This window comes from Streptomyces sp. NPDC026673, assembly GCF_040638135.1.
GTDB lineage: Bacteria > Actinomycetota > Actinomycetes > Streptomycetales > Streptomycetaceae > Actinacidiphila.
This window is the reverse complement of sequence record NZ_JBEZXR010000133.1, coordinates 1-12,296: the sequence shown is the minus strand read 5'-3', so window position 1 is coordinate 12,296 and position 12,296 is coordinate 1. Positions and strand designations below refer to the sequence as shown.

Genomic DNA, 12,296 nt, shown 5'->3' with positions numbered 1-12,296 from the left:
ACGGCGGGCGGCGGCGCGACCATGGAGTCGGGTCGCCGCCCCGCGGCCCCTGGGGAGGAGGCCACCGATGCCCGCACCTGCCAAGGCGATGATCATCCCACCGCGTGCGGTGGGGCCCTGCGACGTCCACGTCCGGCGACCCGGCGCGGCGTTCAGCACCTCAGTACTGTTCGGTCTCCACGAAACCCGCGTCCCCGCCATCGTCGGCGCCGAAGGCGGCGGCGGTCGGGTCGAATCCGGGCGGGCTGTCCTTCAGGGCCAGGCCCAGGCCGGCCAGCTTCGCCTTGACCTCGTCGATCGACTTCGCACCGAAGTTGCGGATGTCGAGCAGGTCGGCCTCGGAGCGTGCCAGGAGCTCACCGACCGAGTGAACCCCCTCGCGCTTGAGGCAGTTGTAGGAGCGGACGGTGAGATCGAGCTCCTCGATCGGCAGCGCCATGTCGGCGGCGAGGGCGGCGTCCGTGGGGGACGGGCCCATGTCGATGCCCTCGGCGTCGACGTTCAGCTCGCGGGCGAGACCGAACAGCTCCACGAGGGTCTTGCCGGCCGAGGCCACGGCGTCACGGGGACGCATGGCCTGCTTGGTCTCGACGTCGACGATCAGCTTGTCGAAGTCGGTGCGCTGCTCGACACGGGTCGCCTCGACCTTGTATGTGACCTTGAGCACAGGGCTGTAGATGGAGTCGACCGGGATGCGGCCGATCTCCTGGCCCTGCTGCTTGTTCTGGACGGCGGAGACGTAGCCGCGACCGCGCTCGACGGTCAGCTCCATCTCCAGCTTGCCCTTGCCGTTCAGGGTGGCCAGGACGAGGTCGGGGTTGTGTACCTCGACACCGGCCGGGGGCGCGATGTCGGCGGCGGTGACCACACCCGGGACCTGCTTGCGCAGGTACATCACGACCGGCTCGTCGTGCTCCGAGGAGACGACCAGGGACTTGATGTTGAGGATGAGGTCGGTGACGTCCTCCTTGACACCCGGCACGGTGGTGAACTCGTGCAGGACGCCGTCGATCCGGACGCTGGTGACAGCGGCACCGGGGATCGAGGAGAGGAGAGTGCGGCGGAGCGAGTTGCCGAGGGTGTAGCCGAAGCCCGGCTCCAGCGGCTCGATCACGAACCGGGAACGGAACTCGTCGACGACCTCTTCGGTCAATGACGGACGCTGAGCGATCAGCACGGGGTATTGCCTCCAGTGTTTGGCGCCCGCTATGTGACGCCGTAGACACCACGAAGAGTACGTGTGGTTCGGCCTCCCGCGAGGCTGACCCGCCCGGCCGCCGGCGGTCGGCGGGGCCGGCCCCGCCGGGGCGGAGTCCGACGATCGGCTGCCGCCGGCCCTCGGAACCGGCCACCGACGCATTTCGTGGGTGCATACTGGGGGCAATGACAAAGCCTGCCGCGCCGAAGCGCCATCTGCCCACCAGCCCCTTCAAGGCCCCGGTCGCACCGGCTCCCAAGCACTTCGCCGTGGGCGACCAGGTCACACACGACATTCACGGTCTCGGCCGGGTGATCGGCGTCGACGACGGACCCGCGGTGCTCGTGGACTTCGGTTCCGCGCAGATACGGATCCTGAGCCCGTACGCCAAGATGACCAAGCTCTAGAGCCGGTCGTCACATACCCTCCCCCAACCTTCGGCCGGGGGTGCCCCAACGCAGCGTGGGGGCACCCCCGGCGCCATCTGGGGTGCCCGGGTGACGGCCTGGGAGCCTCTGGGAGCCGCGCCGCCGCGGCATGGCCCTCTTGGGCGAACGAACCCCTTCAAGGCTCCGGACTTCGGGGAGAACGAGCCCTTCCCGTTCGAGGAGGTACAGGAGCCCGCTCGGGCATGCGTGCCCGTGCCCCGAGCAGCCGTCTGCCGCCCACGTGTCGGAGGCGTGTACTCGCCCCTCCGGAGTGGCCTGTCGACGCGCTGCTCGCCAAGGGACCCGTACGGGCGGCAAAAGACGAAGGCAAGGAGATCCATCTCCTTGCCTCTCCCAACGTATAGCGCACCGGGGGGCTTGCGGCAAGGCCCCGGGAGTGCCGCAGAATCGTCGGCCAAGGCCACAACCTGCGGAAATGGGGGCACGACGTGCGTGTGCTGTCGACGTACGGGGGACGCGGTGACGTCGGACCGGTGGCGGACTCGCCGGGGAGAGGGCGGCCCGAGTCGAGGAAGCGCCCGACAGGAGCTTCGGCGGAGCGGGAGGCGCCGGTGCCGCGATCGGCCACCGCGATGCACCGGGACACGGCTGCCCCGGAGGGATCGCGATGACCGTGCGGTACGTGCTGGATCTTCGAGAGGTCGACGAGACGCAGGTCGCGGTGGTCGGCGGCAAGGGCGCGCACCTGGGCGCGCTGTCGCGGATCGAGGGCGTCAGCGTGCCCGCCGGCTTCTGCGTGACGACGGACGCCTTCCGGCGGATCATGGCGGACCTACCGTCGATCGGCGATCGGCTCGACCGGCTGTCGCGCCTGGACCCGGACGACCGGGAGGCGATCCGCGCGCTCAGCGCGGAGATTCGCGGGGCCGTCGAAGGAATCGCCATCCCGGACGATCTCGCGGCGGAGATCACCGGCGCGCTCGCCCGGCTCGGCGAGCAGGCCGCCTGCGCCGTCCGATCCAGCGCGACGGCCGAGGACCTGCCGACCGCCTCCTTCGCCGGCCAGCAGGACACCTACCTGAACGTCGTGGGGCCGACGGCGGTCCTCCGCCATGTCACCCGGTGCTGGGCCTCGCTGTTCACCGAGCGGGCCGTCACCTACCGCCGGCGGAACGGCATCGACCACCGTACGGTCCACATGGGCGTGGTCGTGCAGCGGATGGTCTTCCCTCAGGCGGCCGGCATCCTGTTCACGGCCGACCCCGTCACGGGCAACCGGACGGTCGCCACCGTGGACGCCGGCTTCGGCCTCGGCGAGGCCCTGGTCTCGGGCCTGGTCAACCCGGACGTCTTCACGGTGCGCGACGGCGAGGTCGTCGCCAGGACGATCGCCGCCAAGCGGCGTGCCGTTCACGCCCTGCCCGGCGGCGGTACGCGGGAGGTGGCGATCGACTCGCGGCGGCGGGAGCAGCCGGCGCTGACGGATGCGCAGGCCGTGCGGCTCGTGCGGCTCGGGCGGCGGATCGAGGCGCACTTCGGCCGCCCGCAGGACATCGAATGGTGCCTGGCCGACGACGACTTCCGGATCGTTCAGAGCAGGCCGATCACGACGCTGTTCCCCATCCCCGAGGCCGGCGACCAGGAGAACCACGTCTACGTCTCCGTCGGCCATCAGCAGATGATGACCGACGCCATGAAGCCGCTGGGGCTCTCCATGTGGCAGCTGACGGCCATGGCGCCGATGCACGCGGCCGGGGGGAGGCTGTTCGTCGACGCCACCCGGCGGCTGGCCTCGCCCGCGAGCCGTGCCGCCCTCCTGGACGTCATGGGGAAGGGCGATCCCCTGGTCAGGGACGCGCTGGAGACCGTCCTCGAACGTGAGGGCTTCGTCCCGTCGCTTCCGGACGAGGGACCCGGCGGGCCGCCGGCCGGCGGCGCGCCCGCCCCGGTCGAGACCGATCCGGCCATCGTCACCGCGCTGATCGAGCGCAGTCAGGCGTCCGTCGCCGCCCTGGAGCGGGACATCCGGACGAAGACCGGGCCGGCGCTGTTCGACTTCCTGCTGGAGGCCTTCGAGGAGCACAAGCGGGTCCTCGGCGATCCGCTGAACATGCGGGCGATCATGGCGGGGATGGAGGCCACCTGGTGGCTCAACGACAAGCTGCAGGAGTGGCTGGGCGAGAAGAACGCGGCCGACACGCTCACGCTGTCCGCCCCCGACAACATCACGTCGGAGATGGGACTGGCGCTGCTCGACGTCGCGGACGTGATCCGCGCGCGGCCGGAGGTGGTGGCGTTCCTGCGGGGCGTCGAGGACGACGCCTTCCTGGACGAGCTGCCGAAGCTGGCGGGCGGGACCGAGGCGCGTGACGCCATCGAGGACTACCTCGACCGGTACGGCATGCGCTGCGTCGGCGAGATCGACATCACGAGGCCGCGCTGGCGCGAGCGCCCCACCACGCTCGTGCCCGTGATCCTCGACAACGTCAGGAACTTCGAACCGGGGGCCGCCGAGCGGCGCTTCGAGGAAGGCCGGCGGAAGGCACGGCAGAAGGAACTGGACGTGCTGTCACGCTTGCGGGCCCTGCCGGACGGGGACCGGAAGGCCGACGAGACCAAGCGGATGATCGACCGGGTCAGAACCTTCATCGGGTACCGGGAGTACCCGAAGTACGGCATCGTCAGCCGCTACTTCGTCTACAAGCGGGCCCTGTTGGCGGAGGCCGAGCGCCTCGTGCGGGCCGGGGTGCTCAGCGACCGGGAGGACGTCTTCCACCTCACGTTCGGGGAATTCCACGAGGTCGCGCGCTCGCACCGGGTGGACGACGAGCTCATCCGGCGGCGCAAGGAGGCGTTCCGGTCGTATCAGGCGCTCACTCCGCCCCGGGTGCTCACCTCGGACGGCGAGGCCGTCAACGGGGCGTACCGGCGCGACGACGCGCCGGCCGGTGCACTCGTCGGCCTCCCGGTCTCCGCCGGGACCGTCGAGGGCAGGGCCCGCGTCATCCTCGACATCGCGGAGGCCGATCTCGAGGCGGGCGACATCCTGGTCACCACCTACACCGACCCCAGTTGGTCGCCGCTGTTCGTCGGGATCGCGGGCCTGGTGACGGAGGTGGGGGGCCTGATGACCCATGGCGCGGTCATCGCGCGGGAGTACGGCCTGCCGGCCGTCGTGGGCGTGGAGCAGGCCACCCGGCGGATCCGGGACGGGCAGCGGATCCGCGTGCACGGGACCGACGGGTACGTCGAGATCCTGCCCTGACCGACCACCGCGAGATGGCCCCTTCGTCGCGGCGGTCCGGCCACGCGGTCGTGGCCGGACCGCCGCTCAGTGGGAGCGTTTGAGCACTTCGTCCCGGACGTCGCCGCCGTCGGCCCAGGTCGACAGCCGCTCACGCAGCGGGATGGCGCCATGGACTCCGTCCTCCGGACGCTGCCCGGTCGAGGGCGGCGGGTGGCGGCGGGGGCGGCGGGGAGCGGCGACGCCCGCCGTCCGGCCTCACCGGAGGACGACCCCGCCCGCGTGCGGAGACGTCCACGACGCCCGGGTTCCGCTCGGCGGCCGGGGTGGGCGTCCACCACGCCTTCGACGTCGATAGGTTGCCCATCGTGAATCCATCGCTCTGGTACGTCCTCGTCGAAGAGGACTCCGCGGCCTACGAGTCCCTCGGTTCGGAGGTCGGCGGCCACTTCCGCCACTGGAGGCCGGCCTCCGTCCATCACGCCGAGCAAGGCAGGCAGCAGGCCAGGGAGTTGGCGTCGGAGCTCACTCGCTCACATCTTCCGTCCGTGCATCCCTTCACGTACTCGGCCGGGCGGGACGGCACGCCCGGCCGTACGGTCTTCCGCCTCGGCGAGGATTCCTGGCTCGTCGAACTCCATTGGGGGAAGTGGCGGGCCCACTTCCGGGTATCCCTCGCGGAGGCGGATCACACGGCGGAGGAGGCGGAGGAGTCGTGGTACCAGGCTCGGCTGGCTCCGGATGACCGCGGTCTCGTCACCGGGAAGTTCCGGCGCGGGCGATGACCCGCCCACGGGCCGGGGAGCCCGAGGGGTGATCACGGCGGCACGCCGCCGTCCGCCCCTCCGCCGCCCGGCGGGGACGGCCGGGTACGGACGCCGACGCGGCGCCCGGTCCGTGTGGCCGACCGCCTCGCACCGCGTGTCCCGGCCGGAGGCGCCGCGGACGCGGCGGAACCGGGCACACCGGCCGCTCCGGCCGCCGGCCTCACCCGTTTGCCGACGACCGCTTCACCCACCTGGCCGCAGTGCTGGCGGTGCTCAAGGCTGTCCGCGGCCCTCCGTGCTTCCATCCCGTCAGGAGGCACACATGATGGCTGAGGACCGACAGCAGGACACCCACCCGCGAGGGGCGTCACGGCGGGGCGTGCTGGCCGCCGCCACTCTGGCGCCGATGCTGGCGGGGGCGATGTCCGGGTGCGCGCCCGCCGGAGCGCCGAAGGGGAAGCAGCACGCACCGGTCATGCCGGTGCACACCTCTCTGGCGGAATGGAAGGAAGTCGCCGTCGCGATGGGGCGGACGGGCGACATCAGGCGCGATTTCCTGTACCACACGGGCCTGCCACGCCGGGACCTCAAGGTGGTCTCGCAGGGCGTCACCGTCAAACCGGGGCTCGCCCTGGGTTCGCACGTGTCCTTCGTGCGCTACGCCGACGGGAACACGTTGCTGATGGGCGACGTGGTGGTCACCGAGAAGGAGATGCAGGGGTTCGCCGACGAGCTGCACAAGCGTGGGATCGAGCAGACCGCGATCCACAAGCACCTGCTCTCGCAGTCCCCCGAGATCTGGTGGTTCCACGTCCACGCGCACGGCGACGACCCCGTGGCCATCGCCAAGAACCTGCGCGCGGCGCTCGACCGCACCGAGACCCCGCCCCCGGAACGCCCGACCCACATCCTGCCGCGGTCCCTGGACATGGACACCGCCGGCATCGACGACGCGCTGGGCGTCAAGGGCGGCATCGACGACGGGGTCTACAAGAACACCTTCGTCCGCCGGGAGACCATCACCGACGGCCACATGGTGCTGCCGCCGGGTCTGGGATCCACCAGCGCGATCAACTTCCAGCCGCTGGGCGACGGCCGGGCCGCGATCAGCGGCGACTGCGCCATGATCGCCGGAGAGGTGCAGGAGTGCCTCGCGGCCCTGAGGCGTGCCGGCATGCAACTGGTCGAGCTGCACAACCACGGGCTGAACGACGAACCCCGGCTGTTCTTCGTCCACTTCTGGGCCGTCGGCGACGCGGTCAAGCTCGCCCGGGCGCTGCGCCCCGCGCTGGACGCCACCAACGTCAAGCCGATGGCCATCTCCATCGGCTGACCGCCCGGCCGGCACCCGTCCGCGGCCCTCACCGACACGGGTGCCGGCTCGGCCCCGAGGGCCGGGCGCAGTTGTGGAGACTTCGACGGCCCCTGCCGCCGTCCGCGCGAGGCGGACGGCGGCGGGCGATCGTCGCCGCGCGGACCCCGCGCCACAGCGGGCGGGGCGCCGCGCCGGGCACATCAGGCGGGCGTCCCGACGGCCGCGGCCGACCGGTCCTGCTGCCGTACGACGCGGCGGCGCCGGGTCGGGACCCCGAGCGTCGGGTTGGCGACGCCCCAGGCCGCGCCCTTGCAGACCAGCTCCTTGTAGACGGCGGCGATCCGCCCCGTCAGGACCGCGCGCACGGGCCGGTCGTCCGCGGTGACGTACTGGATCAGGCCTTCCTTGCGGCCCAGCGAGACGCACTGATTGAAGTAGCGCAGCGGCACGTTCGGGAGCTTGCCGCCGGTCAGCCGTGCCGCGATGGCGTCGGCGGCCTGCCACGCGGTGGGGGTACCGGAGGCGCAGGACATCCGCAGCGGCGTGTCGCCCGCGCCCATCGCCAGGGCCGCGTCGCCGATGGCGTACACGTCCGGGTGCGAGACCGAGCGCAGGGTCCCGTCGACCACGATCTGGCCGGTGCCGGTGACCTCCAGGGCGGTGGCCGCGGCGATCGGGTGGACGGCGAAGCCCGTGGTCCACACGGTGACCGCGGCCGGGAGGGACGTGCCGTCGGCGGTGGTGACGCGGTCGGCGTGCACCTCGGTGACGGCGGCGTTCTCGTGCACGGTGATGCCGAGCCTGCCGAAGACCTGCCGCAGGTGCCGGCCGCCCTTCGGGGAGAGCCAGTCGCCGAGGCCGCCGCGGGCGGCGAGCGCCACGTCGAGATCCGGGCGGGCCTCGGCGATCTCGGTCGCGGCCTCCAGGCCGGTGAGGCCGCCGCCTACGACGACCACGGACTGCCCGGCGTCCAGACGGGCCAGGCGCTCGCGCAGGCGGAGCGCCCCGGGACGGCCGGCGATCTCGTAGGCGTGCTCGGCGGTGCCGGGAACGCCCTGGTCGTTCCAGCCGCTGCCGAGGGCGTACACGAGGGTGTCGTACGCCAACTCCCCGGCACCGTCGGCGTCGAGGACGGCGACGGCCCTGCGGTCGACGTCCACGCCGGTGACCTTCGCCTCCCTCAGCTCGACGCCGGTGCCCGCGAACATCTCGCCGAGCGGGCGGGACTTGAGGTCCTGGCCGACCACGAGCTGGTGCATCCGGACGCGCTCGACGAAGTCGGACTCTGCGTTGACGAGGGTGATGGTGACGTCTTCACGGTGCAGTCGCCTGGCGAGGCGCCCGGCGGCGATGGCTCCGGTGTATCCGGCTCCGAGGACGACGATGCGGTGCTGCATTTCCTGACTCCTGTCTTGAGCGGATTCGCCACTTGAACCGGACGGCCCGCGGTTTCCTGACAGGAGCGCGATGTGAAGCACCTCACATCGGGTTCAGAAGGCGTGGAACAGGGGTTCGCCGCGGTCTTCCGCCGCCCATCGCCGCGTCGCGCGTTCGAGCTTGTCGGGGTTGACCTGGCTGCGGACGGCGGCGATGCCCTCGGCGGTGACCTCCAGGCACATGACGCCGATGACCCGGCCGCCGACGACCACCACGACGGCGGGGGCGCCGTTGGCGGTCGCGGCGTGGACCTCGGGCGAGCCGCCGACCAGGGCGCGCTTGGACTCGGCGGGCTTGAACAGGCCCCGCAGGAACTTCGCGACGGCGAGGGCACCCTCGAACGCCTTGGCGCGGGCGGGGACCTTCCCGCCGCCGTCACCGATCGAGACGGCGTCCTGGGTGAGCAGCCGTACGAGGGGTTCGGTCCGGCCGCTGGTGGCGGCCGCGAGGAACTCGTCGACGATCCGCCGGGCGGCGGCCTCGTCGATCTCGGTACGGGCCTTGCCGTCCGCGACGTGCTTCTTGGCGCGGTGGAAGATCTGCTGGCTGGCGGCCTCGGTGATGTCGAGGATCTCGGCAATCTCCCGGTGCGGGTACGCGAAGGCCTCCCGCAGCACGTACACCGCGCGCTCGTTGGGGCTCAGGCGCTCCAGCAGGGCGAGGACCGCGTACGAGACCGACTCGCGCTGTTCGGCGGTGTCGGCCGGGCCGAGCATCGGGTCCCCCGCGAGCAGCGGCTCGGGGAGCCACTGGCCCACGTAGGCCTCGCGCCGCACGCGGGCCGAAGTGAGCTGGTTGAGGCACAGGTTGGTGAGGACCTTCGTCAACCAGGCCTCGGGGACCTCGATGTGGTCGACGTCGGCGGCCTGCCAGCGCAGGAACGTCTCCTGCACGGCGTCCTCCGCTTCGCTCGCGGAGCCGAGGAGGCGATAGGCGACGGCCTCCAGGCGGGGCCTGGACGCCTCGAACCGGTCCACGTCGCGCAGGGTCAGGGCCATGGGCCGGATCCTAGCCCGCCGCGGCGCGCCACGGCCGCCGCATTGCGGGCCCGGACCGCCCGGCCCGTGCCGCCCGGCCGGTCTTGTCCCCCGGCCCGGGCGCGGGGAGGGCGGTGTACGCAGGGGGCCGGGGCCCGTACGGGGTTCTCCTGCCGCCTCTCGCCGCGGCTCGTCGCCCAGGGGAGCCGCGGGAGCGGCAGGGACGGCGGGGACGGCGGGGACGGCGGGGACGGACACCCCGCCGGCCGATCCCCTCACCTGACGCGGGCCGGGCGCGTGTCATCGCGCCGCGAGGGCGAAGGCCACCGCTCCGCCACCCAGGACCAGCAGCTGCAGGACGCCGCAGATGCGCCATCGCAGGGCCAGGAGGCCACCGCCGGTGACCACGGCGCCGCAGGTCAGGAACCACATCGCCTGCCGTGCCGCCCGCGGCGCGTCCTGTGCGTCGGCGTCGTCGTAAGCGTCGGCCCACCCCGTCATCGCGTAGCCGTACAGCAGCCAGGCGATCACCAGGAGGTCCATCAGGAGCAGTGCCAGGCCGAGCCCGATCTGCCGGCCGGCCGACGGCCTTTCCGTGCGCTTCGTACTCGCCACCGCTCCCCCGCCTCGCGATCGTCCGCGACCCAACGGATCCAGCGTCCCGTCCCGGTCCGGGTCGCGCATGAGTACGGCTACTCAGCGGCGCCGCGCCCTCGCCGCCGGCATCCGGACGGCGTCCGCTCCGCCTTTTTCTTGACGCGTCAAATAGATCCCTCTATGGTCGCTGAAGCGTCAACCGGGTGCCGGCACGAGCCGGCCCCGGCCGGGCGCTCGAAGCCGGCCGGGCCGCGGAACCGCAGGGCCCCCGCGCACCTCGGCGCACGCCCGCACCCGCCGCACGCACCCGCACCCGCCGCCCCGGGCATCGCACCCGCGCGGCCCGCCGAGAAGAGGAGTACGACCATGGCACAGCCCGACGGTGAGGAACTGAAGGCCCTCCTGGAGCGCCAGGCGGAGCTCAGGGACCGGTATCTCCTTCCGGCCGCGGAGCGGATCAAGCCCATGACGCAGGGCGTCCACCACGCCGCGTTCATCGCCCGGGACGTCGAGGAGACCATCCTCTTCTACCGGGACGTGCTGGGACTCCCGCTGGTGGATCTGATCGAGAACCGGGACTACCCCGGGTCGACCCACTTCTTCTTCGACATGGGCGGCGAGAACATGCTCGCGTTCTTCGACTTCCCGGGCCACCCCCACCCCGAGTACGCGGAGGCGATCGGGGCCAGTCACCACATCGCCCTCGCGGTGACGGAGGAGGCCTACGCGACGGTGAAGGGCCGCCTCGACGAGCGGGAGATCCCGTACGCGCTCTTCCCGACCGAGGTCGCGGCGAGCATGTTCCTCGCCGACCCCAACGGACTGCGCATCGAACTGATCACGGAGCCCAAGGGCTACGCCCTGGGCGAGTACATCCTCTGACACCGGTGGCACCGGCCCACGCGGCGGCACCATGGCCGTCGCGTGGCCGTCGTGTCGGCCGAACGGGCGGGCGATCAGCCGACGGCCCTCGCCCGGCCCGGCGCGCGGAAGGGGCGATGGCGTGAGCCACTCCCCCCGGCCCCGCCGCCCGGCCGCTCCGCGCCCCGGCCGGGGCCCGGAACCAACGGACCGCTCGCGCGGGCTGAGGAGCCGGGTGGCCCCCGGGTGTCCGGGGGCCGGGGGCCCGGGCCGCGGTCAGCCCTGCTGCGTCTTCTCCGCCTTCTGCGCGGTCTCCGCCGTCTCCGACTTCTCCGTCTTCTGCGTCCCCTGCTCGCGGAGCGCCTGCTCCACGGCGTTCCGCACGCGGACGTCCTCGCGCTGCTTGCGCCGCGCGCGGCGGCGGCGCGTGAGGACGATCGCGGCGGCGACGGCAGCGGCGAGGAGGACGAGCAGCAGGACCAGGACCCAGGGGACGGCCCAGCCGTGGGCGGTGGCCTCGACCGGGTCCAAGGGGGTGATGGAGCCCGACGCGTCGGTGAGCATCGGGGTGAGGGTGGCGGTCGCGGTCAGGCTGACCGCGGGTGCCACGCCGTGGACGGGCACCTTCATCTTCCAGCTCTCCCCGGGCAGCAGCTCCGGCGGCGCCGGGATGTCGCCGGCCTTCGCCCGCAGCCATCCGAACGGACCGGCCACCGAGACGGACTGGCGCGCCGACAGCATCGCGTTGCCGGTGTTGTGGATCGTGTACGTGACGGTGGCGTCGCCCGAGCCGAAGGGGTTGGCCGGGCCGCCGTAGTCGACGTGGAGGTCCTCGACCGCGAGCTTCGGCTTGAGCGCGCCGCTGACCCGCAGCTTGACCCGGATGCCCAGACGGCGGTCCACGTTGATGCCCTGGGCCTCGTCGGACTGCTTGAGCGAGGTCAGGATGCCGCCGACGTAGTCGCCGGGGGTGGCGTTGTCCGGGACGGTGACGGTGAAGGGGATCTCGGCTGTCTTGCCGGGCTTGATCTCCACGCTGTCGCGGTCGGCGTGGACCCAGGCGCCGATCCCGACGGACTTCTTGTCCTTGGTGAGCAGGTCGAGCTGCCCGGTGTCGGTGGTGTAGCCGTCGGAGGCGTAGAGCGCGAGCCGCAGCGGCGTGGTGCTGCGGTTGGCCACGACCATGGCGTCCTTGACCTGTCCGCCGGGGTTCGCGGTGTAGCTGTAGCTGGACCGGTCGTCGCCGAACCCGTTCGCGGCCGTCCTGACCGTCCAGGTGACGTCGCCGTCGGCCGCCCGGGCGGGGCCCGCGTGGAGGCCCACGAGGGCAAGGGCCGCGAGCAGGACCAGGACGGCGGTGCGGGCGAGGGGCGTCGTGCGGCGCGGTGCGGACGGGTGCATGTCGGGGTTCTCCTGGTCCGCCGATGGGTGCCGCGGCCGTCACCGGCGCCACGATGCTGGTGATGGTGCTCGGCGTGGGCCTGGCCTGGGCCATGTACGGACGCCGCCCG

The 12,296-nt window shown here is 72.5% G+C and carries 10 protein-coding genes; 5 read left to right on the top strand and 5 right to left on the bottom strand.

Annotation, left to right across the window (positions count from 1 at the left end; translation table 11 throughout):
- Positions 1-160: 160 nt before the first annotated feature.
- Positions 161-1,177, bottom strand: a complete 1,017-nt coding sequence (locus AB0F62_RS41305; RefSeq protein WP_361811586.1) for a DNA-directed RNA polymerase subunit alpha — start codon at positions 1,175-1,177, stop codon at positions 161-163.
- A gap of 206 nt (positions 1,178-1,383) precedes the next feature.
- Here AB0F62_RS41305 and AB0F62_RS41300 point away from each other — a divergent pair, with 206 nt between their 5' ends.
- The 4 genes from AB0F62_RS41300 (at position 1,384) to AB0F62_RS41285 (ending at position 6,931) form a co-directional block, all read left to right on the top strand.
- Entirely contained in the window at positions 1,384-1,605 is a 222-nt protein-coding gene (locus AB0F62_RS41300) for a hypothetical protein (RefSeq protein ID WP_361811584.1), read from the top strand.
- Between the two features lie 649 nt (positions 1,606-2,254).
- Positions 2,255-4,852, top strand: coding sequence for a rifamycin-inactivating phosphotransferase (gene rph / locus AB0F62_RS41295; RefSeq protein WP_361811581.1), 2,598 nt, complete (start codon positions 2,255-2,257; stop codon positions 4,850-4,852).
- Positions 4,853-5,199: 347 nt separating this feature from the next.
- Positions 5,200-5,616 carry a hypothetical protein gene (locus tag AB0F62_RS41290; RefSeq protein WP_361811578.1) on the top strand — a complete coding sequence of 139 codons (417 nt, stop codon included), beginning with the start codon at positions 5,200-5,202 and terminating at the stop codon, positions 5,614-5,616.
- 307 nt (positions 5,617-5,923) lie between these two features.
- On the top strand, positions 5,924-6,931 hold the full coding sequence (locus AB0F62_RS41285) for a DUF1259 domain-containing protein (protein ID WP_361811575.1): 1,008 nt from the start codon (positions 5,924-5,926) through the stop codon (positions 6,929-6,931).
- Between the two features lie 182 nt (positions 6,932-7,113).
- On the opposite strand, the gene AB0F62_RS41280 is transcribed toward AB0F62_RS41285, so the two are convergent.
- The 3 genes from AB0F62_RS41280 to AB0F62_RS41270 all read right to left on the bottom strand — a co-directional run bounded on the left by AB0F62_RS41280 (position 7,114) and on the right by AB0F62_RS41270 (position 9,942).
- Positions 7,114-8,310 (bottom strand): FAD-dependent oxidoreductase, encoded by a 1,197-nt coding sequence (locus AB0F62_RS41280; RefSeq protein ID WP_361811572.1) that lies wholly within the window; start codon positions 8,308-8,310, stop codon positions 7,114-7,116.
- Positions 8,311-8,403: 93 nt separating this feature from the next.
- The gene (locus AB0F62_RS41275) at positions 8,404-9,348 is read right to left on the bottom strand and encodes an RNA polymerase sigma-70 factor (RefSeq protein WP_361811569.1); all 945 of its coding nucleotides are present in this window, start codon (positions 9,346-9,348) and stop codon (positions 8,404-8,406) included.
- A gap of 279 nt (positions 9,349-9,627) precedes the next feature.
- The gene (locus tag AB0F62_RS41270) at positions 9,628-9,942 is read right to left on the bottom strand and encodes a hypothetical protein (RefSeq protein ID WP_361811566.1); all 315 of its coding nucleotides are present in this window, start codon (positions 9,940-9,942) and stop codon (positions 9,628-9,630) included.
- Between the two features lie 348 nt (positions 9,943-10,290).
- Here AB0F62_RS41270 and AB0F62_RS41265 point away from each other — a divergent pair, with 348 nt between their 5' ends.
- A complete protein-coding gene (locus AB0F62_RS41265; RefSeq protein WP_361811563.1) occupies positions 10,291-10,806 on the top strand; it encodes a VOC family protein in 516 nt (171 codons plus the stop codon).
- Between the two features lie 255 nt (positions 10,807-11,061).
- On the opposite strand, the gene AB0F62_RS41260 is transcribed toward AB0F62_RS41265, so the two are convergent.
- The gene (locus AB0F62_RS41260; RefSeq protein ID WP_361811560.1) at positions 11,062-12,186 is read right to left on the bottom strand and encodes a DUF916 domain-containing protein; all 1,125 of its coding nucleotides are present in this window, start codon (positions 12,184-12,186) and stop codon (positions 11,062-11,064) included.
- Between the last annotated feature and the right edge of the window lie 110 nt (positions 12,187-12,296).

Coding starts and splice junctions, on each gene's coding strand:
- AB0F62_RS41300 (WP_361811584.1), top strand. CDS start 1,384: ATGACAAAGCCTGCCGCGCCGAAGCGCCATCTGCCCACCAGCCCCTTC.
- rph (WP_361811581.1), top strand. CDS start 2,255: ATGACCGTGCGGTACGTGCTGGATCTTCGAGAGGTCGACGAGACGCAG.
- AB0F62_RS41285 (WP_361811575.1), top strand. CDS start 5,924: ATGGCTGAGGACCGACAGCAGGACACCCACCCGCGAGGGGCGTCACGG.
- AB0F62_RS41280 (WP_361811572.1), bottom strand. CDS start 8,310: ATGCAGCACCGCATCGTCGTCCTCGGAGCCGGATACACCGGAGCCATC.
- AB0F62_RS41275 (WP_361811569.1), bottom strand. CDS start 9,348: ATGGCCCTGACCCTGCGCGACGTGGACCGGTTCGAGGCGTCCAGGCCC.
- AB0F62_RS41265 (WP_361811563.1), top strand. CDS start 10,291: ATGGCACAGCCCGACGGTGAGGAACTGAAGGCCCTCCTGGAGCGCCAG.
- AB0F62_RS41260 (WP_361811560.1), bottom strand. CDS start 12,186: ATGCACCCGTCCGCACCGCGCCGCACGACGCCCCTCGCCCGCACCGCC.